Here is a 19716-nt window from a genome sequence, read left to right as displayed (position 1 = left end):
TAAATAATAAAAACTAAAAATGACATCTTTCAAAGGGATTGTAGTATGCTTCTAGATAAAGTTGAACCGCTTGTTATTCCACTAAATCAACAGCAAAAGGAAATTTATCTTGATCATATAAATAGAGAGGATACCGCAGCGTTCAATATAGGTGGTTATGTTGAGATTAAGCAATCTATTAATATAAAGAATCTCGAATGCGCCATAAAACACACTATCCAAGAACATGCTGTGCTTCGATGTTCAATAGTAGATAAGTACTCAATGCCGCATCATATTGATTCGGATGCGTTAAAAGATACAGTTGAGTTTGCTCATATTGTTCAAGACCATCACTTTGAACTGTCTCATTTAGATCTTTCGGGTGAAGAAGAGGCGGAATCTAAAGCCTTGGCTATTGTTCAACGGATATTCTCTGAGCCATTTAGATTAGCACAGGATGTGCTTTATCGAGTCGGCTTAATTCAATTGGCGACAAATCGTTTCTGGTTATACTTTATTTCTCACCACATCATCATTGATGGTGTCGGTTATGCTAACTGGTTTCGACGTATTTTCGACGCCTACCAGCAATTGAGTTTGGGAAATGCGCCTAAAGAAAACACGGGAGTGCGGTTTCTTGATCTTGCTGCGCAACCGTTACCGGAGAATTATAGTCAGCAATTCGCAAAGGCAGCTAAATACTGGAAAGAGTTGCTCCATCATTTGCCTGATGTGCCTTTCCAATGTCGGAAAGAAGGCCCTGGAACTGCCGACTCAAGGAAAAATAGCAGGCTTGTACACTTTATCAAACCTGATAGATATAAATCATTTTTAACCAAGGCGAGTCAATGCAATTTACCCATATCGCCACTTTTTATTACAGCTATTGCTTCTTTAGTCAACCGTATCAACCAAAGTGATGGGGTTCTTATCGGGACGCCTTTACATAATCGTACTACATCAGCTCAACGCAATATGGTTGGTTCGTTTATATCGATGCTACCGGTAATGTGCGTACAAAATGAGCAGATGTCGGTGGCTGAATCAGTGGCAATGACAGCACGTACTATAAAAAGTGGCTATCGTTATCGCTCTTATCCTTCGAGTGCCTTATATAAAGATTTGTCTTTACGTGCTCAAGGTCGTGAACGTCTTTTTGATATTGTTTTTAACTATCAACAGATTGATTTTGATTTCAGTGCTAGTGGCTTGGATACGGAGACTCATTACCTTAGTCATGGGCGTGAAGATATTCCGCTCACCGTTATATTATGTGATTACGGTGATAAGCAAAGCACTCAGCTCCAACTCGATTATCGTCATGATTATTTCTCGTCACATCAGGCTGAACATTTATTGCAAAGCATTATGACTTTGGTTGAACAAATGGTTGCACAGCCTGAAGCGTTATTAACTTCACTTGATCTGGTGGGTAAAGACGTTGAACAGGCGTTATGGAATCTAAGTCAATCTGTTGTGACAGGAGAAAAACCTGTCTGTCCGACCATCACATTAGTGCATGAGCAAATTGAGCAATATGCAAAACGGCATCCTGATGCCATTGCTATCGTGGATGGCGAACGACACATGTCTTACGCCACATTGAGCAATAAAGCCAATCAGTTAGCTAACTATTTAATTGAGCAGGGGGTTCGGCCTGATAGCCGTGTTGCGATTTGCTTGCCGCGTTCGAGCGAGATGATCGTGGCGATGTTGGCGACGCTGAAAGCCGGAGCTGCTTATGTACCGATGGACCCTGATTATCCCGATGGTCGTTTGCAGTTTATGCTGACCGATGCCAAACCTGTTGTTTGCATCACAGTGTCTTCCATTGCACATCGATTCGCAGCATGCGAGATTACAACACTATTGCTTGATGATGCTCAGCTTAATGAACATTTGGCTCTGCGTTCTGTGGCAAACATATCTGCCAGCAATATTGGCTTACAGTTGGAACATCTGGCTTATGTGATTTATACCTCCGGCACAACGGGGCAGCCCAAAGGTGTGATGGTTGAACATAAGCAGTTGAGTCATTTTGTTGCCCATATTTCAAAGGCTTATAGACTGACCGAACATGATAAGTTTTTGCAATTTTCTTCGGTCAGCTTCGATATTTCTGTGGAAGAATGTTTCGGTTCCTTATGTAACGGCGGCACTCTGGTGTTACGAGCTGATGATATTCATTACGATTTTGATGCATTTTGGGCATTTTGCCGACACCATGAAATTTCGGTGACTAGTTTACCTACCGCTTTTTGGCATCAACTGGTGAATTACAGTCGTCAACCTATTGAGTCTTCACTACGTTTAGTGATCTTAGGTGGCGAAATGGTTAAATCCGTTAGTGCTCGTGAATGGTTCGAACGTGGCCCGGCTATCGAACTGATCAACACATATGGTCCGACCGAAACAACAGTAACCGCGTCTGCTTACTGCATGACATCTTTGGCTGATGTAACGACGATGATTCCCATCGGTAAAGCCAATTATGGTACCCAACTTTATATATTAGATACGAATTTAAAAAGTGTTCCCGCAGGGTTTCAAGGGGAGCTATATATTGGTGGAACAGGTGTAACGCGTGGTTATCTTAATCGTGAGCAAGATAGCGCGAAGTATTTTGTGGCTAATCCTTTTGGCCCGGGACGACTTTATCGCACTGGAGATATTGTACGTCAGTTATCCAATGGTAATTTAGAGTTTATTGGGCGTAATGATAACCAAGTAAAAATAAACGGTTTTCGTGTTGAGCCAGAAGAAATCAGCAATCAATTAATGGATTATCCCGGCATTCATGAAGCAGTTGTCTATCCCCGACAACTTGGCTCTGATGATCGACTACAATTAATTGCTTATATTGTTGCTGAAGGAACCATCAATATTAATGCTATTCATCTGGCGATGAAGAGCAAACTGGCTGATTACATGTTGCCTGTTGCCGTTGTGCAGTTAGAGAAATTACCACTGACACAAAACGGCAAGTTAGATTTCAAGCAATTACCACTACCACAAAAACAAGATTATAGTCAGCAGGAATTTGTTGCCCCTGAAGGCGAAGCCGAACGGGTATTAGCGCAACTATGGCAGTCGCTATTAGCCTTGAATAAAGTTAGCCGCCACGACAATTTTTTTGCTCTGGGTGGTCACTCTTTATTAATTATGTCATTGCGCGCAGAGCTGGCTCAGCGTGGTTATGAGCTGCCTATGCGCGCGATTTACCGAACTAATACGCTGGCAGAACTGGCATTACATTTATCTTGTGTCCGTAAGGATGAGGATACGTTAACTTACCGAGAGGTCGCTGTTAACAAGCTTGCAGAGCATGTTGAACACATCACGCCTGATATGTTGGATATGGTGACTTTGAGTGAAAAAGAGATCGCAGTTATTTGCCAGCAAGTTGAGGGTGGTGCCGGTAACATACAAGATATTTATCCATTATCACCTTTGCAGGAAGGCATTTTCTTTCACCATCGAATGAATGGAGAGCACGATCCTTATATTATTCCGATTCTGATAAAGTTTTCTGATGAGCAAAAGTTGACAGCTTTTCTCCATGCGCTTGATAAGATCGTAGAGCGTCATGATGTTTTCCGTACTTCTATTCATTGGCAGGATTTAACCACATCGGTTCAAGTGGTCCATCGAACAGCTTCTATTCCCCTTCATTGGCAAGCGGTTATTCCAGGTCTTTCGGCGTTGGAAACTGTGCAACAGGCGGCCTTTGAACGCCATTATATGAAGCTGGATCGCGCTCCTATGATGCAGGCGATTGTGGCGAAAGGGACAGAGAGTGGTGAATGTTTTCTACTATTAAAGCAACATCACTTACTAAGTGATCATATTTCTGTCTTATTGCAAATTGAAGAAATGCAAGCGTTGCTTGAAGATCCAAATGTGGTATTGCCAACACCGGTTCAATACCGTGAGTTTGTTGCTCATTCATTAAGGATTAACCAATCTGACAAAGGTGTTGATTACTTTAAAGCTAAATTGTCTGATGTTGTGGAAACTACGGCCCCTTTTGGCTTGTTGAATGTTTACCATGACGGGTTGGAAGTAAACTCTGCCGGAGAATTAGTTGGCCCGCATTTAGCGCAACAGATTATTGGTCTGGCAACTCAGCAACGTATTAGTACTGCGAATATTTTTCATTTGGCTTGGGCATTGGTTGTTGCTAAATGCAGTGGTAAAGACGATGTTGTTTTTGGTTCCATGATGTCAGGGCGAATGCAGGCTATTCATGGAAGTGATCGTATTTTGGGTATGTTGATTAATTTGCTGCCTATACGCATAAATCTGACAAATCTGTCGGTAAGCGAAGCATTAACCCAGATTAGTGATGAACTCATTGAATTGGCCGACTACGAACATTTTCCGCTTTCCGAGGCATTACGTTATAGCTCCTTACCAGGCGGTACACCTTTGTTTACCAGCCTGTTGAATTTACGCCATAAAAATAAATTGGCGATTGCCAACCAAAGTCATCATTTTGAAATCATAGAGGCTAGAGAATATACCAACTATCCGTTAGAGATGGGAGTTGATCAGCTTGATAATGATTTCATGATGCAAGTTCATGTTGAGCCGCAAGTCGGAGCGGCTAATGTTCTGACATATATGAGAACAGCATTGGTGGCTATTATTAATGCGTTTAACCAGGCTCCGCAAACACCCTTGCTGACATTATCCATAACGCCTATTAGCGAACAGCAGCGGATTATTAACGAATTTAACAGCCCTGTCGCTGCTTATGATAAAACCGTGACGATTCATCAACGTTTTGAACATCAGGTAGTAAAAACACCTGCGGCCATTGCTGCTGTATGTAATACAAATTACATCACTTATGCTGAACTTAATCAGCGCGCTAATCAGCTCGCTCACTACTTGATAGAACAAGGTGTGGCACGAAATCATATTGTTGCCATCTATGCCGAACGTTCCATTGAATTTGTCGTTGCCATACTTGGCATTATGAAAGCCGGTGCTGCTTATGTTCCTTTGGACCCCACCAATCCACTTGAACGTTTGTCATATATGTTGGCTGACTCTGGGGTTAATGTGGTTTTAACTCAACACCATTTAAATGGATTAACCTTCAATGGTCAGAAGTATTTTCTGTTGGATACGGACTGGTCCTCATTAGGGGATTATCCAAACACTAACCCAGAGGTTGAGTGTTATCCTAATGACCTTGCCTATATGATTTATACTTCCGGCTCTACTGGCAAACCTAAAGGTGCTTTGGTGCACCATGCCGGGGCGTTGAATCATATTGATGCTGAATTTGATGTTCTTGGTTTTATGGATAGTGATAATCAGCTATTACCACGTAACTTTTTACAAAGTGCAGCCTCTTCTTCCGATGTCTCTGTATGGCAATTTCTAGCACCTTTGATGAGTGGTGGGAAAACAGTCATTCTGCCTAATGCTATGGATTTGCCAGAATATGTGCGTGTATTGCAAAACGAACAGATTCATCTGATTCAAACCGCACCTTCGGTATTGAAAATATTATTGGAACACTTTCTTAATAAAGGCGGAATATCAATACCATTACCAGATCTGAAATGGTTAATGATTATAGCTGAACCTTGCCCGGTGCCTTTGGTTAACCGCTGGTTGCAAAATTATCCTCAAATTCCGGTGATGAATGGCTACGGGCCCAGTGAGGCATCTGATGATATTACCTATTTTATTATTGATGAGCCGTTAACAGAGCAGGTTAAAAATATTCCTGTAGGTAAGCCATTGCCGAATTTAACCATGTATGTTTTGGATCAACGTATGCAGATTCTGCCTACCAATGTTGTTGGTGAATTGTGCGTATCTGGTATCGGTGTAGGAAAAGGTTATTGGAATAATCCTGAAAAAACGGCAGAAAGTTTTAAAGATAATCCTTTTCACACAATGGGAGGGCATGGAACCAGACTTTATCGTACTGGGGATTTAGGCTACTGGCGGGCGGATGGGAATCTGGAACTCGTCGGGCGTATTGATAATCAAGTAAAAATTCGGGGTTTCCGTGTTGAGCTGGGAGAAGTCGAATCGGCTTTGGTGAAATTACCTCAGGTTATGGAAGCGGCGGTTCTCGTCCATAAAGACAGAGTGGGGGAAAATTGTCTGGTAGCTTATTTGGTATTAGCTGCCAATGTCGTTCAGATACAGCAATCCATTAACGATATCAAACAGGGGTTAAGTTATCATTTACCCGATTATATGATCCCCGGCTACTATGAAATTTTAACCAGGATGCCATTGAATGCTGCGGATAAAATTAATCGCCATGAATTGCCTAAGCCTTGTTTCGTTAATCATCATTCTAAGTGGATTGGGCCGGCTAACGCGCTTGAACAATCGTTAGCTGAAATCTGGCAATCAGTGCTCAATGTTGACCAAATCGATCGTAACGACAACTTTTTCCATCTCGGAGGCCACTCTTTGTTGGTTATCCGGGTTATTTCTAAAATACGCGCAGAACTTGGGCATGATATTGCTGTTAAAGCGATTTTCGATCATCCAACATTGATCGAACTTGCAGCAATGCTTAAACAACAGACGACTAAAACTGTTGTTGATTCAATTCAGAAACAGCCCAGGACCGATGAGTTACTGCCTTTGTCATTTGCTCAAGAACGTTTGTGGATCCTTAGCCAAATTGATCAAAGTAGTGCGGAATACAATATGCCCATTGCATTTGCTGTTAAGGGCAAATTTGACGTTAGTGCAGCCGAACGGGCATTGAATCAGATCATCGAACGCCATGAAATATTACGTACGGTTTACATTAAGAAAGAGGGCAACCCATTCCAGAAAGTTTTATCAGGCAGGAAACTGACACTCAATTATATCGACTTAATCTATATGTCCAAAGAGCAACAGGATCGGCATGTTGCTGAATTAATGATAGAAGATGTCAACCGGATCTTTGACTTAAGTAGCGATTTAATGATCCGCGCTACTTTTATTCAGTGTCAAGTCAATAACGGAGTATTACTGTTTAATGCTCATCATATTGCGTCTGACGGCTGGTCTGAGGATATTCTTATCCGTGAGTTTGTTGCCCGTTATGAGGCTATACGCAACGGGAACCATTTCGAAATAGAAGAACTTGATATTCAATATGCTGATTTTGCAATTTGGCAGCGTAACAGATTGCAAGGTGAATATTTAGAGTCCCAAATCTGCTATTGGAAACAGCAATTGAGTGAACTCCCGCCGGTACATGGTGTACCGCTGGACAAGCCAAGACCTAAGGTCAGGCAGTATCAAGGGGCCGTGGTAACAAGCATATTGCCGGAAGAGACTACGCGTGCGCTTGTTAGTTTGGCTAGACGGCACCAAATGACGCCGTTCATGCTATTTCACGCCGCATTGGCATTAGTGCTGTCTCGTCATAGTAGTAGCCATGATATTGTGATAGGTACACCGGTAGCGAACCGTTTGCAGGCAGAGCTGGAGACGCTTATTGGCTTCTTTGTCAATACCTTGATACTACGGGTAGATACCAGACATAGTGCATTGAGTGATTATCTTACCCACGTCAAGCAAGTGCATCTGGATGCTCAGGATAATCAGGATGTGCCATTTGAGCAGTTGGTTGAGCGGTTGTTGGTAACCAGAAGCACGGCGTATACGCCATTGTTCCAAATCATGTTGACGATGAATACGGACTATGGTCTGAATCATGACATTAGTACAACAGCTTTTAACCTGCCAGAAGTAGAACTGAGTGCAATAGCACCAAACCATATCCTGGCTCAGTTTGATCTCGATCTTGAGCTGAGTATCAGTGATCAAGGGTTGCTTATGCACTGGACTTATGACACCAGTTTATTTAGCCATGAACATATTGAACAGCTAAATGACCATTTGTCGCGTTTACTGAGTGGACTGGTTAATGTGGCGGAGAATGTGGCGGAGACGGATGATTTTACCTCTATCTCACTTGCTAATCTGCCCATATTGTCAGACACAGAAACCGAATACTTGCTGCATACCCTCAATGATACTCATGCAAATTATCCTAAGAACAAGTGTATCCACGAATTGTTTGAACAGCAGGCCGAGGAAAACCCCAATAACATTGCGTTAGAATTTGGCGACAGCCAGTTGACCTACCAGCAGCTCAATGAAAAAGCCAATCAGTTGGCGTATTACTTGCTGGAGCACCATGCTATCCAGCCTGATACACCCGTGGGGCTATGTGTGGAACGTTCTTTGGAGATGGTTATAGGTATGCTGGCGATTCTTAAGGCTGGTGGTGCTTATGTGCCGTTGTCTCCAGAATGTCTTGAAGAACGTCTGGTCTGCATTTTGGAGGATACACAGCTTAATGTGGTTCTACTCCAGTCATGTTTGCAGCAAGTACTGCCAGATTTCAGCGGTCAACGGGTCATATTGGATAATCTCAGCAATATAGACGGTCAAACCAGCACGGTATACAGCCACTATCCTATTGCCAATCCGAATAGACATTCACTGGGATTGACTGCCAACCATTTGGCTTATGTGATTTACACCGCGGGATCGAAGGGTAGACCTAAAGGGGTAATGATTGAGCATGGTAATACAGTTGCCATGCTCAGTTGGGCTCAATCACAATACACAAAAGAAGACATAGCCTGTGTTCTCGCGTCGACCTCCCTTAACTTTGATTTATCAGTATTTGAACTATTTTTACCTTTAGTTTCGGGTACACGTGTATGTATTGTTGAGAACATAATCGCTTTATATGAAGGAATTGACCATGAAGTCACTTTAATAAATACAGTACCTTCAACAATGAGCTATCTGGTTGATCAAAATGCGATACCGAGTAGCACCCGGGTAATTAATTTGGTGGGTGAAGCTTTATCTGCAAATCTGGTCAATGAAATATATGAAAAAAATAAAGATGTAGTGGTCTATAACTTATATGGACTACCAGAGGATACGACTTATTCTACTTGGGCGAAGTTGGATTCCTCCATAAATGCTACACCGACTATTGGTCGAATAATTAATAATAGCCAGGCTTATATTCTGGACAAAGAGCATCAACTGGTACCTTATGGTTCAATTGGGGAGCTTTATGTCGGCGGTGCTAGTCTAGCTCGCGGTTATTTCAATCGCATAGAATTGACAAAGGAACGCTTTGTTACAAACCCATTTCATGATCCCAACACCCCCAACAGTAGTGAGCGGTTATTCAGAACCGGCGATTTAGTGCGTTATCTGCCAGACGGCAATCTGGAGTTTATTGGCCGTATTGATGTTCAGGTGAAAATTCGTGGTTTCAGGATAGAACTGGGTGAAATTGAGTATCAACTCAACCGACAAACAGGGGTGAGTTCGTCTCTGGTATTGGCTGAGGCAACATCAACGGGTGATAAGCAATTAGTTGCCTATGTCAAACCGGTGTTGGGAAAATTAAAATTGATGTCTGAAATGAATGATGCGGAAAAGCAGCGGGCTCAAACCCAATTTATTCAGGACATCAAATCCACACTGGCTAAATCTTTGCCGGACTACATGATGCCGTCAGTCATTGTTATGGCTGAAGAATGGTCTCTGCCCTCCAATGGTAAGATCGATCGCAAGGTATTGTCTGAACTTAATATTGAACATGGTAAGAATGATGATTTTGTTGAACCGATTGGTGAAACAGAAACCTTATTAGCTGAAATTTGGCAGGAAGTACTGAACATTAGCCAGGTATCGCGTAACGATAACTTTTTCGCAATAGGCGGTCATTCATTATTGGCAATCAAATTAATCTCTGAAATCAATAGCGTATTCGTCATTGAACTCAGTGTTATGCAGGTTTTTCATACACCCAGCCTGTGTGAGCTTGCAGAATTAATCTGCAACCAGCAATTACAAGAAAAAATCAAAAGAGAGTTAGTCACAGCAGGAGAAGAGGGGTGGTTATGATGGATATGCTGAAATTAGTCCAAGATGCTTACGAGCAGGGAGTATTGCTGTTTAGTAAAGATGGTAAGTTAGGGTTCAAACTTAAGGGCACTCACTTCCCAGATGAACTGAAAGCCAAGATTCAGGCACATAAAGCGGCACTGATTACGTTTCTCGATGAAGGTAAGGTGGATGCTTCTGGCAATAAAATCGCGATTAAACCAGCGCCTAGAACCCAACCATTACCTTTAAGTTCCTCTCAGCAGCGTATTTGGTTTATCGACCAGTTTGGTGGTGACAGCACTGCCTACAACATGGTGTCAGCTTATACGGTAAGCGGCAAATTTGAACTGGCGGCAGCGAATCTGGCTCTGCAAACCATTATCGATCGACACGAAGTGCTGCGTACAGTTTACCTCAGCGATGAAAATGGAACCCGGCAGGTTATCAAACCGGAGTGGTCGTTCGAGATAGTCCAATCAGATATCAGTGATATAGAGCAAGCCCAGCAGGAAGCGTGGATTGAGCAGGCCATTCAGGATGAAATGGCCTGCCAGTTTGATTTGTCAAAAGATATGATGGTGCGTTGCCGTTACATCAGCATCTCGGCGGAGCAGGGGGTGCTGTTATTTAACATGCATCATATCGCCTCGGATGGTTGGTCGATAGGGGTATTGGTTAAGGAATTTGTAAGCTTGTATCAGGCTTATCGTCAGGGGCAGGCTAACCCATTATCGGCTTTGGAGATTCAGTATGCCGATTATGCGGTCTGGCAGAGTAGCCCAGAGAGACAGGCTCAGCTAGCGGCAGGGTTAGCCTATTGGCAGCAACAGTTGTCGGATTTACCCCCGGTACACGGCTTGCCTCTGGATTACGGGCGACCAGCTAACCAAACCAGTCATGGCCGCAGTTATGAATTTAGTCTGAACAATGAGGTTAGTAAGAGGTTGCAGCAACTGGCACTGACGCAGGGCTGTACTCTTTTTATGGTGTTACATGCGGCGTTTACGGTGTTACTCAGTCGTCATAGCGGGCAACGAGATATTGTGGTGGGAACCCCGGTAGCTAACCGTTTGCAGATATCATTAACGCCGTTGATAGGCTGTTTCATGAATACGCTGGTGTTGCGCAGCGAGTGTGGGCTGGAGCAATCGTTTATTGATTACTTGAGCTCGGTTCGGGAGATAAATCTGGCTGCCCAGCGGCATCAAAATGTCCCGTTTGAGTTGTTGGTGGAGCGGTTGCAGCCGGAACGCAGCACCCGTTATTCACCGTTATTCCAAATCATGTTTTCTATGAATACGAATGACAGCGTGGAGTTGCAACTGGAAGGGATAAGTTTGCGGCCACGGCCGGAACAGACCCGCAATGCGATGTATGAATTGACGTTAGAGGCCCAGCAGACAGAGGAAGGTCTGATTTTTAGTTTCGAGTACAACACGGATTTGTTTGCAGAGGAGACAATAAAGCGGCTGGCGGCGCGTTTTACAACCTTGCTGATGGGCATAGTGGCCTCTCCGTCTGAAAAGCTTGGCGATTTGGCCCTGTTGCCGCCGGAAGAGCAGGATTACCTGTTGCACCATTTGAACCAGACAGCGGTAGAGTATGACCGTAGCCGATGTATTCATGAGTGGATAGAGGCGTTTGCTGAACAAACGCCGGATGCTATTGCGTTGGTCTTTGGTGACCAAAAGCTGACTTATGCGCAACTTAATGCCAGAGCCAATCAGTTAGCACATCAATTAAGAGCTCAGGGAGTTTCAACGAGTGGGCGAGTTGCTGTGTTGTTGCAAAGAAGCATCGACATGATCACCGCACTATTGGCCGTGATGAAAGCAGGAGCTGCGTATGTACCGGTTGATCCCAGCTTTCCTGTCGACAGAGTGCAGTACATGCTGAACGATGCAGAGCCACAATGTATTATAAGCAACCGCGAATATGCATCACGATCAGTTGGTTTTGCGGAATTAACCTGCTTACTGGATCACATTGACCTTAGCCAATCACCCACCACAAATATTCCTAAACAGTCGATCGGTTTAGCTGCATCTGCTCTGGCCTACGTGATTTACACTTCGGGTTCTACGGGCAAGCCCAAAGGTGTTATGGTCAGCCACTCGGCGGTTAATAACTTCTTGATCTCAATGCAAGATAACTTGCAGTGTGTGGCACAGGACAATATTTTAGCCATCACGACGATTTCCTTTGATATTGCAGTGTTAGAGCTCTATCTGCCTTGGCTGTCTGGTGCTACCTGCGTCGTAGCGGCGCAGCAGGACGTGACTGATCCTGCCAGGCTAGTTGCACTACTCGAACAACATAGTATTTCGTTGTTACAAGCCACGCCAACGACCTGGAATATGTTGCTTGAATCCGGCTGGCAGGGGCGCTCGTCGTTAAAAATGATCAGTGGTGGCGAGGCGTTGCCATTAGCGACAGCAACGGCATTATTGAGCAAAGGCAGCGCGCTCTGGAATATGTACGGACCGACGGAAACCACGGTTTGGTCAACCATTGCGAAACTGGACGTACAACTGCTTGAGCAGCAACTTGTTACTATTGGGTTACCGTTAAACAACACCACAATTTATTTACTTGATGAACAATTAAAACCGGTGCCTTTTGGGGCAGTGGGAGAGTTATACATCGGCGGTGATGGGCTTGCTGAAGGCTATTTTAAACGAGAAGATCTGACTACTGAGCGATTGATTAACCTGACATTTTCTGACGGTTTAACCGCTAAGGTTTATAAAACGGGCGATCTTGCCCGTTACACTACCGAGGGTTCACTGGTCTATTTGGGCAGAAATGATTACCAAGTGAAATTACGAGGCCACCGAATTGAACTTGGTGAAATTGAACAGGTTATTAACCTGTTTCCACAAATAACCCGTTCTGTGGTGGTTGCGCTAAACGATCAGCAAACACAACAGTATCTAGCGGGTTATGTGGTCGCCGAGCAGCAAATTGATATTGATGCGCTACGTCAACACCTTGAACAGAAGTTACCAGCCTATATGTTGCCTCGGGCAATTATTCAGCTCGAAACATTGCCACTTACACTAAATAACAAGATTGATCGCAAAGCGCTTCCAACACCGCAAGACAGCGATATTGCTGTTAAAGCCAGTACGCCACCTATCGGTGAGACAGAAGCAGCACTGGCAGCTATTTGGTGCGAAATGCTAGATATTGAGCGAATAGGCCGGGATGACAACTTTTTTATGGTTGGTGGCCACTCATTAATTGCGACTAAGGTAATCACAAAGATTAATGAGCAGTTTGAATGCCGTTTACAGGTAAGAGATATCTTTGAAGCTGCAACAGTAGCTTTACTTGCAGAGAGAGTGCCTTATGCGGCATGGGATAAGCGTTATCAGACAATTCCTATTATTGAACGCAAGACCAATTTATTACCGCAATCTTATGCTCAACAACGGATCTGGTTTATCGAGCAGTTTGGCGGTGATAGCACCGCCTACAACATGGTGTCAGCCTATACGGTAAGCGGTAAATTTGAACTGGCGGCAGCGAATCTGGCCCTGCAAACCATCATAGATAGACATGAAGTGCTGCGTACTGTTTACCACAGTGATGAAAATGGAACCTGGCAGGTTATCAAGCCGGAGTGGTCATTTGAGATAGCTCAGTCTGATATCAGTGACATAGGCAAAGCCGGGCAAGAAGCGTGGATTGAACAGGCTATTCAGCATGAAATGACCTACCGATTTGATTTGGCACAGGATGTGATGGTGCGTTGTCACTACATCAGCACTTCGATGGAGCAAGGTGTGCTGTTATTTAACATGCATCATATCGCCTCTGATGGTTGGTCAATGGGGGTACTGGTTAAAGAATTTGTGAGTTTGTACCAGGCTTATCGTCAAGGTCGGACTAACCCGTTACCGGCGCTGGAGATTCAGTATGCCGATTATGCAGTTTGGCAACACAGCGCAGCAGAAGAATCTCAGTTAGCAGCAGGGGTAGCCTATTGGCAGCAACAGTTATCGGATTTACCCCCGGTACACGGGTTGCCTCTGGATTACGCGCGACCAGCCAACCAAACCAGTCATGGCCGCAGTTATGAATTTAGTCTGGACAATGAGGTTAGCAAAGGGTTGCAGCAACTGGCGCTGACACAAGGGTGCACTCTTTTTATGGTGTTGCATGCGGCATTTACGATACTGCTCAGTCGTCACAGCGGGCAACGAGATATTGTGGTGGGAACCCCGATAGCTAACCGTTTGCAGACATCATTAACGCCGTTGATAGGCTGTTTTATCAATACGCTGGTATTGCGCAGCGAGTGTGAGCTGGAGCAATCGTTTATCGATTATCTGAGATCGGTCCGGGAGGTAAACCTTGCTGCCCAGCGGCATCAAAATGTCCCGTTTGAGTTATTAGTGGAGCGGTTGCAACCGGAACGTAGCACCCGTTATTCACCGTTGTTCCAAATCATGTTTTCTATGAATACGAATGACAGTGTGGAGCTGCAATTAGAAGGGGTAAGTTTGTGGCCGAGGCCAGAACAGACCCGCAATGCGATGTATGAATTGACACTGGATGCCAGCCAAACAGAGGACGGCCTGACTTTTAATTTCGAGTACAACACGGATTTGTTTGCAGAGGAGACGATAAAGCGGCTGGTGGTACGTTTTACCACCTTGTTGATGAGCATAGTGGCTGCTCCGTCCGAAAAGCTTGGCAATTTGGATCTATTGCCGCCGGAAGAGCGGGATTACCTGCTGCACAGCTTGAACCAGACAGCGGTAGAATATGACCGTAGCCAATGTATCCATGAGCGGATAGAAGCGTTTGCTGAACAAACGCCGGATGCCATTGCATTGGTCTTTGGTGACCAGCAGTTGACTTATGCGCAACTTAATGCCAAAGCCAATCAGTTGGCACATTATTTAGTTGCTCAGGGCGCCAAACCGGATTCAATGATTGCGATATGTATTGAACGCAGTATTGACATGGTTGTGTCGGTACTTGCCATTTTGAAATCAGGTAGTGCTTATTTGCCTCTTGATCCTGCCTATCCGCAAGAAAGGCTTGCTTATATTATTGATGATGCACAGCCTTTGATGGTGATAACCAATAGCCATAACCAGAAGTTATTGCCTGAAAATAGTCTATTTAGCATTGATGTGACGACAACCTCGTTTGCCGAGCTCTCAACCGATAATATTCCCGCCGTTGAATTGGGTTTATGTTCTACCCACTTGGCCTATGTTCTCTATACCTCGGGTTCTACAGGCATGCCGAAAGGTGTGATGATTGAACATCAGGCATTGGTGAATCTGGTAGTGGGGCTTGCAGATGCCTATCTTTATTCAAAACAGGATCGGGTATTGCAATTTGCCGCCCTCAGTTTTGATATGTCTATCGAAGAGATATTTGGTGCTCTTGGTAATGGCAGTACTTTAGTCTTACGTGGCGAAGATTGGTTGATGGATATTGCCACTTTCTGGCAAAGGTGCCGGGAATACCAGATCAGTGCGGTAAATTTGCCAACCACGTTCTGGCACGAAGTGGTCAGTGAAGAGACGGTTTTAGTACCTGAGCATATTCGCCAAATCAGTGTCGGAGGCGAGCAGATTAAGCCAGATAAAGTGGTTGCATGGTACCAGCGACCAGGGCATTTACCCCGTTTAGTCAATGCCTATGGGCCAACCGAATACACGGTCAATACTTGTATTGCCTACGATCTTCGGGGAGACACCCTCAGTATCGGGCACCCAATCCAAAATACGGCCATCTTCTTGTTGGACAAAAACCAGCAGCTTGTGCCTTTTGGTGCTGTCGGGGAAATTTGTGTCGCGGGTGACGGCGTTGCGCGGGGCTATATCAACAAAGAGCAATTAACCCGTGAGCGATTTATTGATAATCCTTTTGTAAGCCGCTATCCAAAGCTCTACCGAACCGGCGATTTGGGGCGTTACTCACTGGCCGGGGATATTCAATATTACGGGCGTGATGACCATCAGGTTAAGATCCGTGGATTCCGCATTGAGTTAGGGGAGATAGAAACAAGGTTGCGTAGCTTGCCTACAATTCGTGATGCGGTTGTCATTGCTCGGGAAGATGAACCGGCTCACAAGTATCTGGCGGCCTATATCACCCTTGATGGTCAGCAGAAAGTTGCTGAGATTCGACACCTATTAAGTCAGCAATTACCGAGCTATATGGTCCCCGCCGCTTTTGTGGTGCTAGAGGAGATACCGCTTACCGCCAACCGTAAAGTGGATCGTAAAGCGCTCCCTAAACCAGATTTTGTTATTCAGGGGGAAATTGAATATATCGCGCCGGCCACTGAACAGGAGACATTGCTAGCTGAAATTTGGCGAACACTGTTTGGATTGGCGCAAGTCAGTGCTGTTGCCAACTTCTTTGAGTTGGGTGGACACTCATTGTTGAGCATGAAGATGCTATCCCATCTTAAAAAACAGGGTTATCGCTTGGATATTCGGGCCTTGTTTGAGTACCCGAAATTACGGGATATGGCGAAACAACTACAGGCAATCGAACAGGAATCACTGAAACTAACAGCCCATGAAGCCTTGGAAAGTAGGGTTTCCCTGTCGGAAACTGAGCGGGCCTTGATCGTATCTCAGTCGCCGGGAGGTGAGCAAAATATTGCTGGCATTTATCCTTTGGCACCATTACAGGAAGGGATCTTATTCCATCACATGATGTGTGGGCGATCTGATCTTTATGTGACGCCGATGCTGTATTCATTTCCGTCAAATACCGAGATGGAAAGTTTTATTGGCGCATTGGATAAAATAGTACAGAGGCATGATGCGCTGCGAACCGGAATTTTTTGGCAAGGTATTGATGAACCAGTGCAGATTGCCTACAAAGAGGTACCATTACCGGTAGTTGATATCGATTTGAGGGATGATGTTGATATCCAGCAGCAGCTAGCACAGTTTATGGATCCATCACAACAATGGATGGATGTTACTCAGGCACCGTTGATCAGAGTAACCCGGTTTATCGACCGTCAGCAAAAGCAGTTCTATGCAATGGTGCAGGAGCATCACCTGATAAGTGATCATGTGTCATTGGAGATTATTCAAGAAGAGTTGCTGGTTATCTTGGCAGGTGATGAAAAGTCACTGCCGGAGGCGTTGAGTTATCGGGATTTTGTCTTAAACGCCATCAGCAAAACCGATACCAAAGCGGCGCAGCAGTTTTTTACCGAGCAATTGGCCGGGATTGATGAAATCACGGCACCCTTTGGTATTACCAGTGGAATGGTTGACAATAACTTATTCACTGAAATCCAAATTGGCTTGCCTGCGGATTTATCCGCACAGATTCGTCGGTCCTCTTCTGCATGGAGGATAAGCCCAGCGCTTATTTTTCACATGGCATGGGCATTGGTTTTGGCAAAAACCAGCGGCACTAAAGATGTCATATTCGGCACTGTATTATCTGGTCGCTTGCAGGGTATTGATAATGTTGAGCGAGTCGTTGGTTTATTCATCAATACCTTGCCACTGCGTATTGATTTGAGCCAGTTGAGTGTTGCTCAGTTAATGCAGGAAATGCAACAGAAACTGGTTAGCTTGCTGCAATTCGAGCAAGTCCCGACGGCGATTGCTGAACAGTGTAGCAAATTGGCCGGTTCTAGCCGTTTATTCGACAGTATCTTGAATTACCGTCATTCCGAAGTGAGTGGCGAGACAAGTGAGCTTAACCAACGTTGGCAAAAAACCGGCATTGAGTTAGTTGATGTAAAAGAGCGTACCAATTACCCGATTACCCTATCCATTGACGATTTTGGTGATGATTTTGCTGTTGCAGCCCAAATCGACAGCCGATTTGATGCTGAACGCTTGGTGGCGTATCTCATCAATGCTAGCAGGCAACTTGTTGCTGCTTTACAAAGTCAGGAACAGGTTGCCGCACTGTCACTCGACATCCTTGATGCTGAGGAGCGGGCGTTCCTGCTGCATTCGTTAAATCAAACGGAATTTCCGTATGACAACTCACAAACTCTGATTGATAGATTCGAAGCCCAGGTTAAGGCGACTCCTGATGAGATTGCGTTGAATTTTGCTGGCGAGACGATGACGTATCGTGAGTTAAATCAGCGAACCAATCAACTCGCGCAGTATCTCGTGAACCAGGGAGCGAAAGTGAATACTCCCGTCGTGATGTTCATTGAACGCTCCTTTGAGATGGTCATCACTATTATCGCTATCTTAAAAACCGGTGCTGGTTATGTGCCACTGGATACCTCATTACCGACAGAACGCTTAAACATCATTCTGAGTGATCTGTCTGATGAAATCTTAGTAACGACCTGCGCCTTGAATGACAGGATTGCGGTAAAACGCCAGAAAATGGTGTTATTGGATGACCCTTGCACAGCAGAGATCTTGGGCAAACAGCTAATCAGTAATTTGGCTATCGAATCCTCTCTGGATAACCTCGGTTACGTGCTCTATACCTCAGGTTCAACGGGTAAGCCTAAGGCGATTGAAATGCCGCAGCGGGCGCTGAGCAATTTATTACAAGGTATAAGCCAGCTTGAGCCAGCGCTTACGGGGCCGAACCGTTGGTTACAATTCTCATCAATTGGTTTTGATCTCAGTTTTGAAGACATATTCATGCCGCTGTTATCTGGGGGTTCAGTACAGCTTATTGATAAATCGACTCAGTTGGATATTCGGCTGTTAGCGAAGCAAATCCAGCAGGCGCAACTTCAAGTGCTGAACTTACCTTATGCTGTATTGCAGAATCTGGCTGAATATAGCGGTGTCAATGGGCTACAGTTCCCCGAATTAAGGGTGATTGTGTCGAGCGCGGAAAGGCTCAAAATCACGGCGGCCATCAGACAGTTTTTCACGACACATCGTCACTGTAAGTTAGTGAACCACTATGGCCCGGCAGAAACTCATGTCGTAACGTCTAAAACATTACAGGGAGAACCTGCTTCATGGCCGGATTTGCCGACAATTGGCCGATCATTGCCCAACGTGGCCGGTTATATTTTGGATGAGTATTTACAGCCTGTTCCGATGGGTGCCATCGGCGAACTGTATTTAGCGGGGGACTGTTTATCAAGAGGCTATTATCAGCAGCCCCAGCTTACCGCAGAGCGTTATCTTGATTGTGATTGGGTTCTTGGGAAACGAGTGTATCGAACCGGGGACTTAGCCAGCTTTCATCAAAACGGTGAAATCAACTACTTTGGCCGCAACGACCATCTGGTCAAGATCCGTGGATTCAGAATTGAACTCGGTGATATCGAAGCCCAATTGAGTAAGTTCGATGGAATAACCGGAACCGTAGTCATTGCTATTGATACAGAAGCCGGTGATAAGCAGCTTATCGCTTATTTTATCGCGGCTAACCCGTTGGATTTATCCGAAATTAAAACCTATTTATCGGCTAGCTTACCTGATTACATGTTGCCATCCGCGTATGTACGGATGGCGGCTTTTCCGCTGAATACCAATGGCAAAGTGGATCGCAGCCGACTTCCACAACCTGAAGCAGATAACTTTGTAAAAGCCAAATACATCGCGCCAGTGACTGAACTGGAACGAAGTGTTGCGAAAATTTGGCAGGGGTTGTTGCAACAAGACAGGGTAAGCATGGCCGACAGCTTTTTTGATTTAGGTGGTCATTCCTTATTAGCTATGAAGCTAATTTCTCGAATTGAACAGGCATTTTCCGTTGGCGTACCGATTGCGATCGTGTTTGAGCGATCAAGATTAGAACAGTTATGTGATTGGCTTGAAAAAGAAATGGTTATTCAACGTAACAAGTCAATTGGGGCTGTAGTGGCAGAATATGAGGTAACCGAGTGGTGAT

2 protein-coding genes are annotated in these 19716 nt (G+C 44.7%); both read left to right on the top strand.

Going from position 1 to position 19716, the window contains the following annotated elements; all coding sequences use genetic code 11:
- Positions 1–45 precede the first annotated feature (45 nt).
- Positions 46–9903, top strand: a complete 9858-nt coding sequence (locus PluTT01m_RS18190) for a non-ribosomal peptide synthetase (protein ID WP_011147715.1) — start codon at positions 46–48, stop codon at positions 9901–9903.
- Positions 9900–19715 carry a non-ribosomal peptide synthetase gene (locus PluTT01m_RS18185; protein ID WP_109791742.1) on the top strand — a complete coding sequence of 3272 codons (9816 nt, stop codon included), beginning with the start codon at positions 9900–9902 and terminating at the stop codon, positions 19713–19715. Before PluTT01m_RS18190 ends, PluTT01m_RS18185 begins: the two co-directional genes overlap by 4 nt.
- Position 19716: the final 1 nt, after the last annotated feature.

Origin of the sequence: Photorhabdus laumondii subsp. laumondii (genome assembly GCF_003343245.1) — a bacterium.
GTDB lineage: Bacteria > Pseudomonadota > Gammaproteobacteria > Enterobacterales > Enterobacteriaceae > Photorhabdus > Photorhabdus laumondii.
The sequence above is the reverse complement of the archived record's forward strand: the minus strand, read 5'-3'. Positions and strand labels throughout refer to the sequence as shown.

Coding starts and splice junctions, on each gene's coding strand:
- PluTT01m_RS18190 (WP_011147715.1), top strand. CDS start 46: ATGCTTCTAGATAAAGTTGAACCGCTTGTTATTCCACTAAATCAACAG.
- PluTT01m_RS18185 (WP_109791742.1), top strand. CDS start 9,900: ATGATGGATATGCTGAAATTAGTCCAAGATGCTTACGAGCAGGGAGTA.